This is a genomic window from Alishewanella longhuensis, from assembly GCF_014653435.1.
Classification (GTDB): domain Bacteria; phylum Pseudomonadota; class Gammaproteobacteria; order Enterobacterales; family Alteromonadaceae; genus Alishewanella; species Alishewanella longhuensis.
The window spans coordinates 22,402-40,514 of the sequence record NZ_BNAO01000012.1 but is presented as its reverse complement, the minus strand read 5'-3'; the positions used below and the strand labels follow the sequence as shown (position 1 = coordinate 40,514).

The 18,113-nt window shown below is 49.0% G+C and carries 18 protein-coding genes; 7 read left to right on the top strand and 11 right to left on the bottom strand.

Going from position 1 to position 18,113, the window contains the following annotated elements:
• The first annotated feature begins 6 nt into the window (after positions 1-6).
• Positions 7-408 carry a YbaN family protein gene (locus IE163_RS17060; protein ID WP_189434226.1) on the top strand — a complete coding sequence of 134 codons (402 nt, stop codon included), beginning with the start codon at positions 7-9 and terminating at the stop codon, positions 406-408.
• On the top strand, positions 392-1,156 hold the full coding sequence (moeB, locus tag IE163_RS17055; RefSeq protein ID WP_189434225.1) for a molybdopterin-synthase adenylyltransferase MoeB: 765 nt from the start codon (positions 392-394) through the stop codon (positions 1,154-1,156). Before IE163_RS17060 ends, moeB begins: the two co-directional genes overlap by 17 nt.
• Before the next feature lie 12 nt (positions 1,157-1,168).
• Here the strand turns inward: moeB and IE163_RS17050 are convergent, their stop codons facing one another.
• From IE163_RS17050 to IE163_RS17040, 3 genes are all read right to left on the bottom strand, one after another.
• Positions 1,169-1,558, bottom strand: coding sequence for a putative zinc-binding protein (locus IE163_RS17050; protein WP_189434224.1), 390 nt, complete (start codon positions 1,556-1,558; stop codon positions 1,169-1,171).
• Positions 1,559-1,916: 358 nt separating this feature from the next.
• Positions 1,917-3,119: an NnrS family protein gene (locus IE163_RS17045; protein WP_189434223.1), complete on the bottom strand. Its 1,203-nt coding sequence runs from the start codon at positions 3,117-3,119 to the stop codon at positions 1,917-1,919.
• Positions 3,120-3,133: 14 nt separating this feature from the next.
• A complete protein-coding gene (locus tag IE163_RS17040) occupies positions 3,134-4,438 on the bottom strand; it encodes an MFS transporter (RefSeq protein ID WP_189434222.1) in 1,305 nt (434 codons plus the stop codon).
• Between the two features lie 301 nt (positions 4,439-4,739).
• On the opposite strand from IE163_RS17040, the gene IE163_RS17035 reads away from it, so the two are divergent.
• On the top strand, positions 4,740-6,236 hold the full coding sequence (locus IE163_RS17035; RefSeq protein ID WP_189434220.1) for a NarK family nitrate/nitrite MFS transporter: 1,497 nt from the start codon (positions 4,740-4,742) through the stop codon (positions 6,234-6,236).
• A gap of 30 nt (positions 6,237-6,266) precedes the next feature.
• The gene (locus tag IE163_RS17030; protein WP_189434218.1) at positions 6,267-8,003 is read left to right on the top strand and encodes a bifunctional protein-serine/threonine kinase/phosphatase; all 1,737 of its coding nucleotides are present in this window, start codon (positions 6,267-6,269) and stop codon (positions 8,001-8,003) included.
• Positions 8,004-8,054: 51 nt separating this feature from the next.
• Here the strand turns inward: IE163_RS17030 and mog are convergent, their stop codons facing one another.
• Genes mog through ubiU form a run of 3 tightly spaced genes read right to left on the bottom strand, consistent with a single transcriptional unit; the run spans position 8,055 to position 10,466 of the window.
• Positions 8,055-8,591: a molybdopterin adenylyltransferase gene (gene mog / locus IE163_RS17025; RefSeq protein WP_189434216.1), complete on the bottom strand. Its 537-nt coding sequence runs from the start codon at positions 8,589-8,591 to the stop codon at positions 8,055-8,057.
• A 5-nt stretch (positions 8,592-8,596) separates the two neighbouring features.
• Complete coding sequence (locus IE163_RS17020; protein ID WP_189434214.1) at positions 8,597-9,469, bottom strand: U32 family peptidase; 873 nt, start codon at positions 9,467-9,469, stop codon at positions 8,597-8,599.
• Between the two features lie 4 nt (positions 9,470-9,473).
• A complete protein-coding gene (gene ubiU, locus IE163_RS17015) occupies positions 9,474-10,466 on the bottom strand; it encodes a ubiquinone anaerobic biosynthesis protein UbiU (RefSeq protein WP_189434212.1) in 993 nt (330 codons plus the stop codon).
• Positions 10,467-10,576: 110 nt separating this feature from the next.
• Between ubiU and ubiT the strand changes: the two genes are divergently transcribed.
• Positions 10,577-11,098, top strand: a complete 522-nt coding sequence (gene ubiT, locus IE163_RS17010; RefSeq protein ID WP_189434210.1) for a ubiquinone anaerobic biosynthesis accessory factor UbiT — start codon at positions 10,577-10,579, stop codon at positions 11,096-11,098.
• Positions 11,099-11,127: 29 nt separating this feature from the next.
• Entirely contained in the window at positions 11,128-12,489 is a 1,362-nt protein-coding gene (hemN, locus tag IE163_RS17005) for an oxygen-independent coproporphyrinogen III oxidase (protein WP_189434208.1), read from the top strand.
• A gap of 40 nt (positions 12,490-12,529) precedes the next feature.
• On the opposite strand, the gene IE163_RS17000 is transcribed toward hemN, so the two are convergent.
• The 4 genes from IE163_RS17000 to IE163_RS16985 form a co-directional block, all read right to left on the bottom strand.
• Positions 12,530-12,847 carry a CcdB family protein gene (locus IE163_RS17000; protein ID WP_189434206.1) on the bottom strand — a complete coding sequence of 106 codons (318 nt, stop codon included), beginning with the start codon at positions 12,845-12,847 and terminating at the stop codon, positions 12,530-12,532.
• Positions 12,847-13,092 (bottom strand): type II toxin-antitoxin system CcdA family antitoxin, encoded by a 246-nt coding sequence (locus tag IE163_RS16995; RefSeq protein WP_189434204.1) that lies wholly within the window; start codon positions 13,090-13,092, stop codon positions 12,847-12,849. The genes IE163_RS17000 and IE163_RS16995 overlap by 1 nt, the downstream gene beginning before the upstream one ends.
• A gap of 312 nt (positions 13,093-13,404) precedes the next feature.
• Positions 13,405-15,618: an alpha/beta hydrolase gene (locus IE163_RS16990; protein ID WP_189434202.1), complete on the bottom strand. Its 2,214-nt coding sequence runs from the start codon at positions 15,616-15,618 to the stop codon at positions 13,405-13,407.
• A 108-nt stretch (positions 15,619-15,726) separates the two neighbouring features.
• Positions 15,727-16,587, bottom strand: coding sequence for a LysR family transcriptional regulator (locus IE163_RS16985; RefSeq protein ID WP_189434200.1), 861 nt, complete (start codon positions 16,585-16,587; stop codon positions 15,727-15,729).
• A gap of 108 nt (positions 16,588-16,695) precedes the next feature.
• On the opposite strand from IE163_RS16985, the gene IE163_RS16980 reads away from it, so the two are divergent.
• The gene (locus IE163_RS16980) at positions 16,696-17,586 is read left to right on the top strand and encodes an NmrA family NAD(P)-binding protein (RefSeq protein ID WP_189434198.1); all 891 of its coding nucleotides are present in this window, start codon (positions 16,696-16,698) and stop codon (positions 17,584-17,586) included.
• A gap of 49 nt (positions 17,587-17,635) precedes the next feature.
• Here IE163_RS16980 and IE163_RS16975 read toward each other — a convergent pair whose 3' ends face one another.
• Positions 17,636-18,040: a ribonucleotide reductase subunit alpha gene (locus tag IE163_RS16975; RefSeq protein ID WP_189434196.1), complete on the bottom strand. Its 405-nt coding sequence runs from the start codon at positions 18,038-18,040 to the stop codon at positions 17,636-17,638.
• Positions 18,041-18,113: the final 73 nt, after the last annotated feature.

Sequence of the window (18,113 nt, the reverse complement as noted above, 5' to 3'; positions counted from 1 at the left end):
GACATAATGTGGCATTATAGTCGGGTGTTGTTGTGGCGGGCGCTGGCTTTTATTAGCTTAGCACTGGGCATATTAGGCATACCCTTACCGGGCTTGCCGACTGTACCTTTTATTTTAGTTAGCGCCTGGTCGGCCGGTAAAGGTTGGCCGGCCCTGGAGCAACGCTTGTTAACTCATCCGCATTTAGGCCCACCCATCCTAGCCTGGCGCCAAAACGGGGTGGTGCCGCGCCGCGCTAAATATCTGGCCACTGGCATGATGCTGCTAAGTGTGCTGTTGTTGCAGTTATCTGCCGCGCCGTTATTGCTAAAACTGCTGTTGCCATGTTTTTTAATGCTGGTGGCAGTGTGGCTATGGCGCCGCCACGAACACGTTACCGAGGATAATAATTATGACAAAGCCGACTAACCCGCCAGCCCTAAGTGCAGAGCAAGCGATGCGTTACAGCCGCCAGTTAATGCTGCCGGCACTGGATTTCCGTGGCCAGGAGGCATTGCTGGCAAGCTCGGTGTTAGTGGTCGGGATGGGCGGGTTGGGTTGTGCCGCCGCACCTTATTTAGTGGCCAGTGGTATCGGCAGTGTTACCCTGGTAGATGATGACACTATTGACCGCAGTAACTTGCAACGTCAAATCTTGTATCGTGAAACCGATATCGGGCAGAGTAAAGTACAGCAAGCTGCGGCTAGTTTGCGCTTGTTAAATTCCGAAATTGCAATACATGCTTTGCAGCTGCGGTTAAGTGCAGACGATTTAGCAACACTGGTACTGCAGTATTCACTGGTGCTGGACTGCACCGATAACCTCGCCACCCGCAATGCCATCAATGCCGCCTGCGTTAACGCCAAAGTGCCGCTGGTATCGGGGGCCGCTATCCGCTTTGAAGGCCAGGTCGCCAGTTTTAGTATGCAAGGTGAGAGCGCCTGTTATCATTGTCTTAGCCAAATGTTTGGCGAGCAACAACTCACTTGTATGGAAGCCGGTATTTTAAGCCCGGTAGTGGGTATTGTCGGCACTGTTCAGGCGCTGGAAGCAGTAAAAATCCTTGGTGGTGTCGGCACGCCACTTTACGGCAAACTGCAGTTATTTGATGCGCTAACAGGCCAGTGGCGGCAGTTTGGTTTAAACAAAGATGCTGGCTGCACTGTTTGTGGTTAATGCTTGCTGCGATTACCGTAGTGCCGGCTTAGCCACTTGCGGCAAGATATCGCTATGTACCATGTGCAGCAGTTTATAGGCATCACCTAAATCACAGTTCTCATGGTCGCGTTTTTTATAGCCCAGAGACGTTAACTCGATATGCCAGGTGGGCACGACATCTACTGTCGCTAGGGTTTGCTTTACACAGTTAAGCGGGCAGCCGTCTACTGCTAAAATAGGCCGGCCAGACTGGGCAACCTTCACCAATTGCTTAACCTTACCGCCCACCCCGGCAATACAAGACATTTGCGCTGAGCCTTCGCGGTCGAGCACTACGGCGAGATCATTGGCCAGCTGCGCGACATTAGAGCAACCAGAGCAGGAATAGACTAAAGGTTTATCGTTAGTTTCGGTGTTCATAAGGCGCTCCCTTGTTAAATAGTGTGGTCAGACTATTTATTCAGTGTAGAGGCCATAGCAATACGCTACTTGATACAAATCAAAGCCGCGGCACGCTTACCTCTTCAGAGGTAAGTTGGTAAATGTAATGCAAAGAATGCTCGGGCAAGGTTGGCATAGCGTCGGTTGCAACTCCCGCTATGCTCGTCACAGCAACTATGCCGGGCGTCCTGCCCGGCACCTGCGGCCAGCTAAAGCTGTTCAAATTCGTTCCAGACGAATTTGTCGCCCTAATGCATGCGGCAGGGCTCAGACACTCTGTGGCTGCGCTACCGGGATTCCAACCTTGCTTCAATAATATGGCTTTAGCAGTCTCTTTTCAGCCAGGCCGGCCATCTGGCCTGGGGGTGGTAAGCACCGGAAAATATATCAGTATATAAAGTAAGTAAGCCAATACCCAGCCAGCAACGCCCAGCCACAGCCACTGTATCGTTTGTGCTGGCCAGAGCCAAATCAGCAAGGTGCGGCTGACAGCAGCGGCCAGAACCAGCAAAAATGCCAGTGACATAATGGTATGCGGCTTTAGCATCCGGCCGCTGTGGCCCAATGACACCCGCGCCATCATGCTTAAAATCATGCTGCCCATAGCGCCGGCGGTAAGTGCGTGTAACGCTATGCTATTACTGATATTAACACCAGCATAGCGGGCGCTGTATAGTGCCAGGCCAATTGGAATACACCAGTACGCCAGATGCAGTGACCACAGCAGTGGCACTTTTATGGTGATCCAAATTTTCCAGCGCAGACAGCGCAGGGCAGTTAAGGTGGCGCTAAGTGCAAATAGGCCACTTAGCGCCAGCGGCGGCAGGTATTTGGTCAGCGCAAAAAAGTGCAGCACAAAGATCAGCCACAGTGAACCGAGCGCAGCGCGATCCAGCCACAACAGCGGTTCAACTTTTTTGGTTTGGGTGCCATTGGCAGTAAACATTGGTAAGACCCGGCCACCGACAATGGCCATTAGTAAGGCCACTAACCAGACCGCATTTTGGCTGCCCAGTTGGATTAGCTCATAGCTGTTGGTGGCAACCCCGATATACATCAGCGCATTACAGGTGGTAAGAAGTAGCAATACCGGCACAAAAAACAAGTTGCGATGCTGGCCTGCCTGAATGAGAGGCCTGGCCAGCAAGTAGGCACAAACCGGTAAAAAGCTTAGGTCGATTGCTGCCACCAGATATACCGGTAAGCCCTGACCGAACAGCAACAGCAGGCGGCCAGCCAGCCACAACAGGCTGATAAAAAGCAGACTTTTGCCATGTGGCGCCCGTAGACCGGTCCAGTTTTGCACCGCAGTTAGCAAAAAACCGATGATAATGGCACAGACAAAGCCAAACAGCATTTCATGGCTATGCCAGAACAGGATGTTGGCAAAAGGCTTAAGCTGAATATGGCCAGAAAGCGCCAGCCCCCACAGTAGCATGGCAAGGGCACTGAAAGCGGCGCCAAATAGAAACATGGGCCGAAAGGCCTGGCGCAACAACGGCAACAGCTTTTGTTCAGTTGCCAGGTCGGTAATTTGCATTAGTTATCCTCATTTTAAACAGGGTTATCTTCGTCTGACAGAAAATTCGCTGCATGTGCTGCAGCCAGTTTTTGTTGGTATTGCGCCGCCTGATTGGCAAAAAACATAGTGATCATACAAAGTGCCAATACGCCGTATAAAATCATAAAACAGCCGGTAACGATGCCAAGTGCATCCTGTGCCAAACCAAATAATATTGGCAGGGTACAGCCGCCCAGGGCGCCAATTGCCGCCACAAAACCACCGGCGCTGCCCATATGGTGCGGATAATAATCATGGATAACCTTATATACACTGGCGCGGCCAAAGCCCTGAGCTACGCCTATCACAAAGATCAACAAGGTAAACCACCAGACATTAATGGCTATTTCCAGCTGTACGTCTTTTTCCAGGCCATGAACAATAAGGGTAGTGGGCGGATAACTGAGAAAAAACAGGCAAACAATACATACCCAGAACACACTCCAGTTTACTGCTCGCGCACCGTAGCGATCGGCGAACCAGCCACCCAGCGCCCGCACCATTGATGACGTGGTAACAAAAAACAAGGTAAAAGCCATTGCTTGCTGCGCGCTCATCTCATAGGCCTGCATGTAGTATTGCGGTAGCCACAATAACAGCGCTAAAAAGCTGCCAAACACAAAATAGTAGTACAGCGAAAAGCGCCAGATCCTGGCATCACCAGCTAATTGGCGCAGGCTAAGCGCTGGGGCGTTATTGTAAGCCTGGGCTGGCTCGGCGGGTGACAGCAACGCAAATAACAGGGTGATCAACAACATGCCTGCGGCATAGAGCGGGCCAACCCATTGCCAGCCAAGTACATGAATGGCCAGTGGTACCAGCACGAAAGTAATTGCCACACCGGCATTGCCCACCCCAAATAAACCCAGCGCCCGGCCTTGACGGCTGGAGGCAAACCAGCAACTGACGTAGCGCACACCAAAGGTAAAAGATACCCCACTGATCCCAAACCACAGACCCAACCACAAATAACCGCTGTAGCTGCTAACCAGCGGTAACAGTAACAGGGCCGGGAGCACTGCCAGCATTTGATACAACCATAAGCGGCGGCTGCTGATCCTGTCCGCCAATATGCCAAAAGGGATCCGCAGCAGGGCACCACTGAAAATAGGTGCGGCCAGCAAAATGCCGTACTCGGTGGCGCTTAAGTTAAGTTGCTGCTGCAGCGGAATGCCCATTACGGCGTATAACGTCCAGACCGAAAAACAAGCAGCAAATGCCAATGTTGCCAAGAATAAAGCTCGGTGAGCATCAGGCAGCGTGGCCTGCGTTAATGTAGAGGGAGCATAGTGCACCATAGCTAAATATCCGCTTTAGATCATTATGATTAGTGTAACGCCAAAGCAAGACCTTGCCGCAGCGAAGAGGGCGTACCTCTGACGCGCCAGCGAGCGCCGTGCCCAATCGCAGACTCATCCTAAGTGGGTATCCGGCGCTGAATTATGGCTGGGCGGCTGCATGGTTGTGGCTACCTACAAAGTAGTATCTGTCTGTTTTTGAAAATAAAATTGCTTGTCTTGCTTTGTTTTGTATCAATGATTTTATCGCTATGGCTCTCTAAACTAGGCGCAGTTAACTGTTAATCTTGTGGAGAATGTTATGGCTGGTTCTGCTTTAGCAACACCAAGCGGTGGTGGGTTAAACCTGTTTAATTTCGCTGAACAAAAAATAAAAATGCTGCATCTGACCTGGTTTGCCTTTTTTCTGACCTTCGTTATCTGGTTTGCGCATGCACCTTTGCTTATTCATATTAAAGAAGCGCTGGCGCTGACAGATGCTCAGATTAAAGCCCTGCTGATATTAAACGTGGCCATGACCATACCGGCAAGGATTGTGGTGGGGATGCTGGTCGACCGCTACGGCCCACGAATTATGTACTCTTTGTTGCTGTTTATCTCAGCGCTGCTGTGTATTGGTTTTGCTTTTTCCCAAACTTACGATGCACTAGCACTGTTTCGCTTTTTACTGGGCTTTGTTGGTGCAGGCTTTGTGGTGGGCATTCGTTTGGTTGGTGAGTGGTTTCCACACCATCAGGTAGGCACGGCTGAGGGCATTTATGGTGGTTGGGGTAACTTTGGCTCTGCCGCTGCAGCGATGACTTTACCGCTGCTGGCACTGAGCTTTGGTGGTCCTGATGGCTGGCGTTATGCCATTGGTACCGTTGGCGTAATAAGTGCGGTATATGCGCTGGTGTTTTATAAATATGCCCGCAATACCCCCAAAGGCTCGATGTATTTTAAACCGAAAAAAACCGGTGCTATGGTAGTATCAAGCTGGGGGGCAATGTGGGGTCTTATTCTGATGAATATTCCTATGCATCTGGCATTGGGGATGTTGGCCTGGCGTTTATCACCTGCCGGGGTAGAGCTATTCTCTACCAATATGATGTACGTGTTATGGGGCGTGTTGCTGCTATTGTTTATCGTGCAAACCCAACAAACTTGGCGGGTTAATGTTGAGCATTTGCGTGCCGGCGTGCCGGAGGCCGATAAATACAGTTTTAAGCAGGTGGGTATTTTAAACATTGCTTACTTTGCTACCTTTGGCTCTGAGTTGGCAGTAGTATCGATGTTGCCGCTGTATTTTCTGGAGACCTTTGAAGGGATCAGTGCGGTAAAAGCTGGCTTGCTGGCGTCGGGTTTTGCCTTTATGAATCTGGTATCGAGGCCAATGGGGGGCTGGTTTTCTGATAAGTTTGGCCGGCGTAAAAGCATGTTGATTTTAATTGGTGGCCTGGCCGCAGGCTATTTTCTGATGGGCTTAATGGACAGCCACTGGTGGATCCCACTTGCGGTGCTGGCGACCATGGCCTGTAGCTTCTTTGTGCAAGCAGGTGAAGGCGCGGTATTTGCGATAGTACCATTAATCAAACGCAGCATGACTGGCCAGATTGCTGGTATGGCTGGCGCTTATGGTAACGTCGGTGCTGTGGTGTATTTAACCGTGCTCAGTTATGTCAGCTACAGTATGTTCTTCTACGTTATCGCAGCGTCAGCATTGGTTGGTCTGGTAGCGGTAATGTTTTTAGATGACCCTAAAGGGCATATAACCGAAGTCGGTGAAGATGGTACTGTGCACCGGATTAATGTCGGTTAGTTTTAGTACTCGGCTAAAAAGGAGCAACAAGTGAGCGCATCTGAACTGCAACTTCGCTATAGCAGTGTCTGTGAAGCCGGGCTTAAACCGGCTAACGAAGATGCAGTGGCAGTTAACCTGCCCGATGACGCCCACCTGTTAACATATAAGGGGGCCTGTTTTGCGCTGGCTGATGGCGTCAGCACGGCTGAGGCTGGTCAGCAAGCCAGTGAACGCGCGGTAAGTCGCTTTTGCCGGGAATACAGCCAGACGCCAGACAGCTGGTCGGTGGCCTATAGTGCCACGCAGCTGCTGGCCACCATCAACAACGAATTGTATGAGCTAAGCCATCAATTTGTGCACAATCAAAAAGGTTACCTGACCACTTTTACCGCACTGATCATCAAATCGCAGACCGCGCACTTTTTTCATATTGGTGATAGCCGTATATACCACTGGCGAAACGGTGTGCTGGTACAGTTAAGCCAGGACCATACCACGGTATTATCTGAGCAGCGCCAGTTTCTGGGGCGGGCACTGGGCATGGATGCACGGGTTGAGCTGCAACAAGGCAGTATCAGCCTAATGCCCGGTGACAAATTCCTGCTTTGCTCGGATGGCATTTCCGATTTTATTAATGCTGAAGCGTTACAACGTCAACTCACTGCTGCGACCGATCTGCAATTAACGGCGCAGCAGTTAAAACAGCAGGCATTAACTCAGGGCAGCGATGATAATGTCAGCCTGATTGTGCTGGAAGTAATGGCTTTACCCGAGCAAAGTCTGGACGATTTAAATCAACATCTGACCCGGCTACCCTTTCCTCCGGCGCTTAGCCCTGGGATGAAACTGGATGGCTATAAAGTAGTTAGCGAGCTATTTGCCAGCAGCCGCAGCCACTTGTATTTAGTTGAAGAAGAGAGCAGTGGCAGGCAATTGGTGCTGAAATGCCCTTCGTTGAACTACGACGATGATGCTTTGTATATAGACCGTTTTATCCGCGAAGAATGGATAGGTCTGCGGATTGAGTCAGATTATGTGGTCAGGGTAGTACGGCAATGCCGACCACGTACTTTTTTATATTACCTGCTGGAATATCTGCCAGGCCAGAGCTTAGAGCACTGGTTTGAGCGGCAGCCTAAACCGCTGAAGCCGGCATTGGCGATTAAGCTGGTAAAACAAATAGCCGAAGGGTTAAAAGCCTTCCACCGCATGGGGGCTATCCATCAGGATTTAAAACCCGGCAATATTATTTACCTGGATGACGGCAGCTTAAAAATTGTCGATTTTGGCTCGGTCTATGTGGCAGGCCTGGCTGAAATATACAGCCCGCTGCAACATGAAGCTGCACTGGGTACCGCAGCCTATTCCGATCCCCATTATTTACTTGGACATAACTCCGGGGTGCAAGGCGATATTTATGCGCTGGCTACCATCGCCTATGAGCTATTCAGTGGCGGTCATTTACCCTACGGAAATGCAGTGGAGGAGTGCCGTACTGCGGCTGATTACGACAAACTACGCTATCGTAATAGCAGCCGTTTTAATTCGGTTATTCCAACCTGGTTTGACAGGGCGCTGCAAAAAGGGGTGAGTTTAGACTTATCGCAGCGCTATCAAAGCATTAACCAGCTGCTGACTGATTTACAGCAACCGAACCCAGCGTTTTTGCACGAAGAAGTAAAACAAGAACACAAAACCAACCCGTTATTGTTCTGGCAATTGTTATCTGGTTTCTGGTTTATTACCTTGCTGTTGGTAGTCTGGCTATTTTTGCTTAGGCGCTAAGTCTGGTGTTGGCAGAAACCGGTTTGCTCCGTTGTTTGGGTTAGCCGTCAGTCAGCTTTTAGGCCGAAACGGCTTAATCACATCTTCATTGCACTGCAAAAAGGGCCCATCCATTAAATCAATGCAATAGGGCACGGCCGGAAATACCGCATCTAAACACTGGCGAATAGCTTTGGGTTTGCCGGGTAGGTTTATAATTAAGCTGTTGCCACGCAGGCCAGCAGTTTGGCGCGATAAAATGGCGGTGGGTACATATTTTAACGATTCGGTGCGCATCAGCTCACCAAAGCCTGGCATCATCCGTTCACACACCGCTTCGGTTGCTTCAGGCGTGACATCGCGTTTAGCTGGGCCGGTGCCGCCGGTAGTGACAATTAAACAGCAGCCTTGTTGGTCTGCCAGTTCGCGCAGCGTTTGTTCTATCAGCGGCTGCTCGTCCGGGATCAACCGGTATTCTGGTTGCCAGTCGCAGCTTAAATAGTCTGTTAAGGTATCGATAATCGCCTTACCTGATAAATCCTCGTATACCCCAGCACTTGCCCGGTCGCTTACCGTTACTATGCCAATTTTGGCGATTTGGTTGGTCATTATTTTTATCCTGTTGCCATGCCGGCCAGTTGCAGCCAGTAGCCATTACTGTCCGTGGCACTCAGTTGTTGCGGCGCTGTGCCACCACGGTTAGCTTTAAATTTAGCCAGCCAGTCAAAGGTGCCTGTTAGCTGTGGGCTTAACCGTACTATATCCACTGTGTTGTGCATAGTACTTAACTGGTTTACCAGGTTATAACGATAACCGGACAGGGTCTGAATACCGTTTAGCACAAAGACCTGGGTGCCGTCCTGACTACTGACTTGCCTGCCTTCAGGGTATTTTATGCAGCATAGTTCACACTGATCTTTACTACGATTCTCTGAGCGGGCGGTAAAACAACGACCACTCCAGGCCAGTGGCAGGTGACCAAAGCTAAATACTTCGGTCGTAAAACAGTCACGGATATCGCTAATAACGCTTTGGTTTAACACATCACTTAACCACTGGCCGGAAAGCTCAACTGGCAATACCCAGCGCTTTAGCCCCATACCAACAAGCCGACGTAATGTATGCTGGTTATAGCAATTAATCGCTGCGCCGGCGACAAACGGCAGGCTTTGCTCTTGCAGCATGCTAATGGCACCAACATCATTGGCTTCGACTAAAAACTCGCCGTTGTCGACGTATTTACGAAGCTCTCTTAGCTCACCAGGTGCTTCGTACAAGGTCATCGACGATAAACAGACTTGCTTGCCCGCTTCGCGCAGCATTTGTGCTACAGCTAAGTAGTCGTCAAACTTCAGCTCACGCCGTTTGCTGCAGACTGTTTCGCCGAGGTAAACAATGTCAAAGTCGCTGTCAGCTACCTCACGGTAAAACTGCAGCATTTGTGCTTTGGGCCAGAAATACAGCACCGGACCTAGTGAGAATTGCATTAGCTTATTTCCATTTTCGATGATAGGCACCCAGCGTGGTCTGGCTGCCTTCAGACAAGCCAGCGAGCACTTGCTGCCAATGTGGTTGCACATTAAAATGATCTGGCGCGCTTACTACGGCATCGATGGCCGCGCGCCAGACCTTAGTTATTTGTGCCACATAGGCAGGGCTACGCTGACGGCCTTCTATTTTTAATGACGTAATACCTTCGGCATACAACTGTGGCAATAAATCCAGGGTGTTTAGGCTGGTTGGTTCTTCCAGTGCATGGTAAGTATCATCGCCCACACTAAAGCGACCCTTGCACAGGGTGGGGTAGCCAGCTGTTTCATTCGGGGCAAAGCGATCAATTAAAATTCCGTTTAAGCGCGATTCCAGCGTGCCGTCATTATCCTGCCACTCTACAAACGCCGCCGGTGAGCAGGCGCCTGCGGTGTTGGGTGACTGGCCGGTCATGTACGAGCTTAAATAACAGCGGCCTTCGGCCATAATACACAGACTGCCAAAGGCGAACACTTCCAGATCAATTTCACAACTTCTGGCAATGGCACGCACTTGCTGCATCGATAACACCCGCGGTAAAACGACCCGGCTGATGCCAAACTGGCGGTAAAAATTAATAGCAGCAACATTAGTGGCTGATGCCTGCACTGACAGATGCCGTTCTAGCTTAGGATAACGCTCAGCAGCATAGGCCAGCACAGCAATATCAGCCAGGATCAGCACATCGGCGCCAGCGTGGGCGGCCATATCAACGGCCCGCTGCCAGCGCTGATAATTATCCGGATGGGCAAAGGTATTTATTGCCACATGTAGTTTTTTGCCATGCTGATGGACAAAGCGCGCAGCTTCTTTCAGCCTGGCCTCGTCAAAATTTAGCCCGGCAAAATGACGGGCGTTGGTATCGTCTTTTAAACCAATGTACACAGCGTCGGCGCCATGTTCGATGGCCGCCTTTAACGCCGGCATACTGCCAGCAGGGCAGAGCAATTCCATTTCCAACCTCTTCAATATATTAGTCACTTCAGCTACCTCCGACAGGGCATAGCTAAGTGCTTCGTAATGTGGTTTTATTATAGAGCTATAACGGACAATAAGGCTTTTATATGTTTGATATTAAAAGAGTTAACCATAAGGTGGTAGCGGCGCTACCCCCAATGCTACGCACTGCTATCTGTTGTGCGCCAAAGGGGTTACAAAGCGGCATGTTACAGTTGGTATTAAACCGGTTTTTCCAGCCTGAGCTAAGTAGCGGCGAGCTGAATTTTATGCAGCATAAGACAGTAGTGATTAGCGTTGTCGATATCGCGCTGGAATTTGGTATTTGCCTTGATGGTAATAAGCTGCAAGTCCAGCTGATGCCCGCGCAGCAAGATCTGCTGTTAAAAGCTGAACTAGCCGATTTTATTGCCATGATCAGTAACACCACCGATCCGGATACGTTATTTTTCCGCCGTCGGCTGCAAATGTTAGGTGATACCGAGCTGGGTTTATACTGCAAAAACCTGCTAGACAGCATAGGGCCGGAGCGTTTACCGCTACCTTTAACGCGCGGGCTGCAATGGCTGGCACTGCAACAAAAGACAGCCGAGTTGTCAGATACTAAGCCCTCGGTGGAACAACGTTAAGTCAGCCAGGCGCAATAACAGAGGTAAAGATGCAAACAATTAAATGGGACCCGACATTAATTAGTAAATATAACATTAACGGCCCGCGTTATACCTCTTATCCTACTGCACTTTCGCTGAGTACCGACTTTGACCAAGGGCTGATCCAAGGCGCAATCAGCCAAAGCCCGGACGAGCTTAGCCTGTACCTGCATATCCCGTTCTGCCATAAGCTGTGTTACTACTGTGGCTGTAATAAAGTGATTACCCGGCACCAGCACAAAGCTGATACCTATCTTGATGCCTTAGCAGAAGAGATGGCGTTGTTTGCGCCACTGTTAGATAGCAAACGTATTAATCAGCTGCATTTAGGCGGCGGGACCCCAACTTTTTTGACTGAAGTGCAACTTAGCCGTTTAATGGCGCTGTTACATAAGTTTTTTACTATTAATGCTGATGCTGAAATCAGTATTGAAATTGACCCGCGCAGTTGTAGTGATGGCAAGCTGCGTCACCTAAGTACTTTGGGTTTTAACCGCGTTAGCTTTGGCGTGCAGGATTTAGATGAAAAAGTGCAGATTGCCATTAACCGCGTGCAGGACACTGATCTTATCCGTCATCAGGTGCAGCTTAGCCGTGAGCTGGGTTTTAGCTCAATTAATCTCGACCTTATCTACGGCCTGCCGTTTCAGCAGCCGGCCAGCTTTGCTAAAACCGTCGATGAAATTATCCGGCTTAATCCGCACCGTATTTCGCTGTTTAGCTATGCCCATATCCCGGATCGTTTTGCTGCGCAGCGCAAAATAGATGACAGCAGTTTGCCGGATGCACCGCGAAAGCTGGAGCTGATGCAACTGGCCATCAACCGTTTTGTCGCGGCCGGTTATCAGTTTATCGGCATGGATCACTTTGCCAGACCAGATGATACGTTGGCCAAAGCACAACAGGCAGGTAAGCTGCAGCGCAATTTTCAGGGTTATACCACCGCAGGTCAGGATGCTTTGATTGGCTTGGGTGTGTCCAGTATCAGCCAGGTAAGTGGCGTGCTGTGGCAAAACAGCAAAGAGTTACCTGCTTATTATGCGGCAATAAATGCTGGCAACTTGCCGGTAGAGCGCGGTTTTAGCTTAAATGGTGATGATAAAATCCGCGCGGCACTGATTAGCCAGTTAATCTGCCATTTTGAATTAGATATAGAAGGGTTTAGCCAGCAATGGCATCTTGCAAGTTTCTGGCACTATTTTGCCGAAGCATTAGAGCAGCTGCAGCCCTTTATGGAAGATGGCTTGGTAGAAGTGTATGACGGGCGGATTAACGTAACCGCCAGCGGCAGGCTCTGGGTACGCAGTATCTGCGCCTGCTTTGATGCCTACCTTACCCAGGGCCAACAGCGCTATTCAAAGGTGGTGTAGGTTAAAATAGGCATGCTACCCAAACGCCTTTTATGTTTTGTTAAATGCCGGTAACCAGAAAATCTATAGCCGCAACGATGTCATCCCTGCTGGCAACGAGCGAAGTTTCCTGTTGTTGCAAAAAGCTGACGGCGACGCTGGTCAGCTGATAGGTAAGCACAGCAAACTTTGAGTTGTTAATTTCAATGACAGGGCAAAGGTGTTTGGGGTAGGTTTTGTCTGATCCCCGAATGGGGGTTAGCGGAATGACAACTCTGCTGTTAAGGGTATCGAGCAGACTGTTCTGAATATCAATAAAATAAGGGTAAATCTTATTGGTAGCTTGATCAGTATTTACATATACATCGAACTGCGCCATCAGAATAACCGATGCTTGTCAGAGAAAAGACCATTTTGTTCAGCCAGTTCATTACAGGCGTCAATGGCTTCGCGGTTATCTTGCAGCCATTGATTGCGTTTTTCCTGGCGGATTTTTTCAGTCAGCGCCCACTCAAGCGTCGCTGACAGGTTTATATTCAGGCGGCGAGCCTCTGCCAATAAATCTATGTTTATACTAAGGTTTGTCGCTTTTTTAGCGGCTGGGTTGCCGGTTAAAGGTTGCATCGCCTTTGCTCCATATATCATCTATGCGCACTACTTATACGCATCATGCTAGTTAATAGCATTTTACAAGTCAAGCAAGGGCTGCGGTGTTATCGCATAACAGACAGATTACTCAGGCAGGTTGCCGATGAACGAGACCCTAGGTGCCTGACGTCAGATGGTTTATAAAGGCGCGGGCAAGCACTTCAAATCAGCAAAAAATCAAAAGAGTCAGTGTATTTGATTTGGAAAAGAGACATTACCAGCAGAATTATCAATAAAGCTGATCCTATCGGCACAGGCCCAGCTATCAGTAGCTGGAGTAATGTCTCACTACAGGCCCACACACTTTGTCAGATTAATGTCATCCAAGTAAATTTTGCCTTTGGACGTCTTATCAAATACAAACGACAGCGAGTGCACGTGTGTTAAATCCAGTTCCACATTGGCCACAGCAAAATCTTGTAGCGGTATTTGAACTGACTGAAACGTGGGCTCTATAAATGCCTTTTCTGAGAGCTTTGGTTTTCGAGTCAGTAACGGATAGAGTTGATAATATTTCTGTAATTCTACTTGTGCTGTGCGGCCATCATGGTCGGACACTTGTAACGAGAAATTAGTGATGGTTTCACTACTATTTTCATCCAGTGCATTAGACACAGAAAATGCGAAACACGTTTTATCGTTATGAATAATCGAAGCGTCCATCGTTAAAGTGAAAGATGCCGGGTTCTGCTCCCAGGCCAGTTTGACAGCATGAGTATTCAGATTGGTCCATTGCCACCCTGGATGATGTTTTAGTTTCAGTTCTTGCCATTGCGTAAAGCCTTGTGCACTTATCTTAGCTGCGTTACCTGATGAGAGGTTAGCGTCGTTCTCAAAATTTGCGATGATCAATGAATTGGAGTCCAGGTAATTTGAGATGAAGTAGTGTCCTGGAAAAAATGTAGCGGCGGTCTGTGCGTGCTGGAAATAGTTCAAATAGGGTCTATCGGATTTGGTAACCGTTTCTGCAAAACGACTGACAAAAAATTTGCTTATGCGTTCTTGCTCAGTTGCTGCCATTACAGGAACTTGTTGGCCTGCAAGCAAACAGATATAGGGCTGTAAATCGCAATCGCCCCAGTCGCTATTAAATTGCCCATGATTAGCCGAGTTAATCATGATGCTGGATTTAAAATAAAAGTCCTCTGAGTCCATATTAACTCGTGCGTAAGCTGATGCCCCCATAAATACCATAGCATCAGCATCGGCGCTTCCTTGGATAGTGAGATAATTGATAGCGTCCAGCTCTACAAGAGACCCCCGGGGTTCATACTGACCGTCTGACGGCGCGATTGAAACAATTCCCCGAATATTAAAATTGAAATCAAATTTCAAATTGGCATTGTCAGGATAGTAATCCAGCCGGTTAAACAGGGCTGCAATGAAAACGCCTTCACCACCTCTTGAGTGGCCGATTAAGATAATATTGTCAAGATCGACGTTTTTGAACCAGTCTGTTGTGGAAGATGCCTGCCATTGACGCCATTGTTCCAGGTGCTTTAACAGCAACCATGCTCTGGCGTCATTTTCATCTCTTAATCGGAATTTAGAAAACCCGAAGTATCCTTCTGCACTGGTAAGATTGAGAAAGTTTTGGTCAACGGAAACAACTATGTAGCCAAGACTGGCTAGGTGCTCACCAAGGTATGCATATCCCTCATCTGAAAAATGTTCCATGGTGTGGTTGCCATGTACCATTAAAACTAATGGCGTCTTTTGTTCGGTAATTGGTTGCCAAATGCGTCCCTGTACAGGTAGCTCTGTTACATCAATACCCCAATATAGTTTGCGCATCCATGACGTTATTCCATGCCAGTTGTCCAATAATAAACTGCCGTCAACAGAGTCTGTAATGAAATCTGCCTGCTCTGCAAATTCCACTCTTCTGCGGTCGGAACCTGAGCCGTAGGTGAAGGTTCTAAAATCAAATGGCCCTTTTATAGTGGGATCTGCAACAGCAGAACGATTGGCGTCTTGCTTTACTTCAGTAAGAAACCGATTCAGATCCTGCGGTTGTATGAAAAACTGATGTGCAGTCAGTAAACAAACGCTCATCAGTAGCGAGCCAGCTAAATAAGGTGAAAATATCTTTCTTTTTGGAGCCTTTAACAACTTAGCCAGATAGCAGCTAATAAAGGCGAAAGTTGTGAAAAGCAATACATATAGTAGGAGTGCTGCAGGAAGACCATAGACGGCACTAAGGAAGCGAATGACAACGGGTGCGAATACAAAAATGGAAAACAATAGGTTATTTTTTACCTTTAAAAGGAAAAAATATGCTTTACCTACTACGAAGCCAATCAATATATAACCGAAAATAAACAGTAAAGGGCCAGCTAATTGCAAGAGCCATATATCCCCTCGGAGTAAAGTCAAACAAACAAAAGTTAAAAAAAGGCTACTCCAAACAGCAAGGCCTATACGTATCGCATTCTGATTGATAGAAGACAGAGGATAAAATGGCAATAATCCATTGAACATGGTTTTTAATTTTCTATACACTTTTTATACACATCATGCTAGTTAGGAGCATTTTACAAGTCAAGCAAGGGTTCCGGTGTTATAGCAAATCAGACGCTTTACTCAGGCAGGTTGCCGATAAACGAGGCGCTAGGTGCCTGACGTGAGCTGGTTTAGAAAGGCGCGGGCGGCCGGGCTCTGATACTGCAGTCTCGGGTATACCAACGAGATATCTACGGGCTTCAGGGTATGGTCAGGGAGCAAGCGGACCAGTTGGCCTTGCTCAATTTGTGCTTTGCAGGCCAGCTCGGGTAACAAGGCGATGCCGAAGCCCTGCAAACAGGCATCCAGTGCCAGGACAATGGTTCCGGCGCTGATTGTCCAAGCCACACTAACCGACTCACCCGAAGCAAATCGCCACAGATGCTGGTTTGGCTGTGTCACCACGGCAGGCAAGCGCTTTAAATCAGCCAGCGTTTTAGGAACAAAGTGTGCACTTAAAAAATCCGGACTGGCGACAATAGCTCGATAACCTGTCGCCAGCTTACGCACCAGCAAATCAGAGTCTTCCAAGTCCCCCATGCGCACAGTAAAGTCGATGCCATCGCGGATCAGATCGACGTTTTGGTCAGTAATGATCAGCTCCAGCTGTACTTGCGGATAATGCCGCTTAAAACGCCATAGTATGGGCGCAAGCACTGCCTGAGCCCCCTGGATTGAAGCAGATATCCGCAGCAGTCCCTTAGGTTCAGCGCTCAGGTTTACTATATCAGCCAGGGCATTTTCGGCATCATGGATCAACTCCCGAACGCGCGTGTAATGCTGCTTACCGATATCTGTCAGGGAGAGATTGCGAGTGGAGCGGCGAAAAAGGCTGGCACCAACCCGGTACTCGTACTCCGCCAGCCTTCGGCTTACTGTTGATTTGGTTATGCCAAGCTTGCTCGCCGCAGCGGTTAAAGTGCCACAGTCGGCAATCGCCACAAACACTTGCATTCCTTCTAAATCCATAATTGTTCCGTATCTGCAACTATACTGGCTTGATAATAGCTATATAGATGCATAATTCAAACTAATATACTGCTGTGGTTGTTAAATCAAAGCTATTTGGAGTGAGTTATGAGCGGTACAAAGAAAATCATTGTTGTGTTGGGTGCCAGCGGTCAGCAGGGTAAAGGGGTGGTCAATGCCATTAAATCGACAACCGACTTTAACGTGCGAGCCTTAAGCCGTCGTCCCGAGTCCTACCAGGGGCAGGCGGATCAAGTGGTGTTTGCCGATCTGAACAATCCCGATTCCCTTGCCGCCGCCTTTGCCGGAGCCCACGGCGTATTTGCGGTGACCAACTTTTGGGAGCCTGGCACAGACGAAATTACTCAGGCGAAAAATGCCATCGCAGCAGCCAAAGCTGCCGGCGTTGAGCACTTTATCTGGTCGACGCTGCCAAACGTCAACACCATTAGCAGTGGTCGATACGACGTGCCTCACTTTAGCAATAAAGCGGTGGTGGACCAGCTGGTGACAGCGGCCGGGTTTAAACACCATAGCTTTGTCGTTGCCACTTTCTTTTACCAGAACCTGCTTAATAACCTGGCGCCGACCACACAGTCAGATGGCGCTGCCGGGTGGGCATTGCCGATTGCCCGCGCCAGCAAAAGCATCCATATGGCGGATATCAATGACCTGGGCGCTGCCGTAGCAGGGGCCTTTGCCAACCCAGCTATGGCCGGCCAGGGCCAGTATTTACCAGTAGTTGGGGAATTGCTGAGTTTCGACGACATCATCACCGAACTGGCTCATCAAGGTAAGCATTACAGTTACCAGGAGGTGCCTGCAGAAGTATTCGCCGGCTTTTTTCCCGGCGCAGCTGAGCTGGCGCAGATGTTTGGCTATTTTCAGGAGTATACCTATTTAGGTACTAAAATCGGTAAGGCTGACATCGAACTTGAGCAGCAAATTGCAGGACGAACGCCAACCCGCTTTGCTGCATGGGCCGCAGATAACCTGTAGGAACTCATGGGGCGCCCGTTTTCTAGTGAAAAAGGCGCCCCCATGTTCGCTAATACAATGCCACTAACTCGCCGTCTTTATTAAAGGTCAGAAAATCGGCAATCATGCCACCCTGAATTTTCTCGGTCATCATTTTTAGTGGTTGTGCTGCTTCATCGTTATTAGGGGCGAAGCCGCCCCTGCCGCCAATGGCTGACACAAAAGCAATATCCCAGTCGACTCCGGTACTTTTTGATTCAGCCACTAAAACGCTGAAATCAGCAACTTCGTCCGGTAGTTTATCGACACACAACACCGGTGCCAAAGCACCGCCCTGGCCTTGTTCAAAGTTGTGTTTTTGCGTATCGGTATAGCCATTTGGCAGCTCTGCCTTGGCAAATACAAACAATAACCGCTGTGGTTCATCTTGCATTGCGGCTGCCTGAATTAAGTCGGGATAGGATGCAATATTCATATTCAAAGCTCAGTAACAATTTTTTCCAGTGTAACAAAGCTGCTTACCGGATATGGCGGCTATAGCGGGGTAA

Bases quoted from the DNA above. Each gene is read 5' to 3' on its own strand.
- IE163_RS17045 (WP_189434223.1), bottom strand. From the start codon at position 3,119: ATGCAAATTACCGACCTGGCAACTGAACAAAAGCTGTTGCCGTTGTTG.
- mog (WP_189434216.1), bottom strand. From the start codon at position 8,591: ATGACCAACCAAATCGCCAAAATTGGCATAGTAACGGTAAGCGACCGG.
- IE163_RS16985 (WP_189434200.1), bottom strand. From the start codon at position 16,587: ATGGATTTAGAAGGAATGCAAGTGTTTGTGGCGATTGCCGACTGTGGC.
- IE163_RS16995 (WP_189434204.1), bottom strand. From the start codon at position 13,092: ATGCAACCTTTAACCGGCAACCCAGCCGCTAAAAAAGCGACAAACCTT.
- IE163_RS17040 (WP_189434222.1), bottom strand. From the start codon at position 4,438: ATGGTGCACTATGCTCCCTCTACATTAACGCAGGCCACGCTGCCTGAT.
- ubiU (WP_189434212.1), bottom strand. From the start codon at position 10,466: ATGGAATTGCTCTGCCCTGCTGGCAGTATGCCGGCGTTAAAGGCGGCC.
- IE163_RS17000 (WP_189434206.1), bottom strand. From the start codon at position 12,847: ATGGCGCAGTTCGATGTATATGTAAATACTGATCAAGCTACCAATAAG.
- IE163_RS17060 (WP_189434226.1), top strand. From the start codon at position 7: ATGTGGCATTATAGTCGGGTGTTGTTGTGGCGGGCGCTGGCTTTTATT.
- IE163_RS16975 (WP_189434196.1), bottom strand. From the start codon at position 18,040: ATGAATATTGCATCCTATCCCGACTTAATTCAGGCAGCCGCAATGCAA.
- hemN (WP_189434208.1), top strand. From the start codon at position 11,128: ATGCAAACAATTAAATGGGACCCGACATTAATTAGTAAATATAACATT.
- moeB (WP_189434225.1), top strand. From the start codon at position 392: ATGACAAAGCCGACTAACCCGCCAGCCCTAAGTGCAGAGCAAGCGATG.
- IE163_RS16980 (WP_189434198.1), top strand. From the start codon at position 16,696: ATGAGCGGTACAAAGAAAATCATTGTTGTGTTGGGTGCCAGCGGTCAG.
- ubiT (WP_189434210.1), top strand. From the start codon at position 10,577: ATGTTTGATATTAAAAGAGTTAACCATAAGGTGGTAGCGGCGCTACCC.
- IE163_RS17020 (WP_189434214.1), bottom strand. From the start codon at position 9,469: ATGCAATTCTCACTAGGTCCGGTGCTGTATTTCTGGCCCAAAGCACAA.
- IE163_RS17050 (WP_189434224.1), bottom strand. From the start codon at position 1,558: ATGAACACCGAAACTAACGATAAACCTTTAGTCTATTCCTGCTCTGGT.
- IE163_RS17035 (WP_189434220.1), top strand. From the start codon at position 4,740: ATGGCTGGTTCTGCTTTAGCAACACCAAGCGGTGGTGGGTTAAACCTG.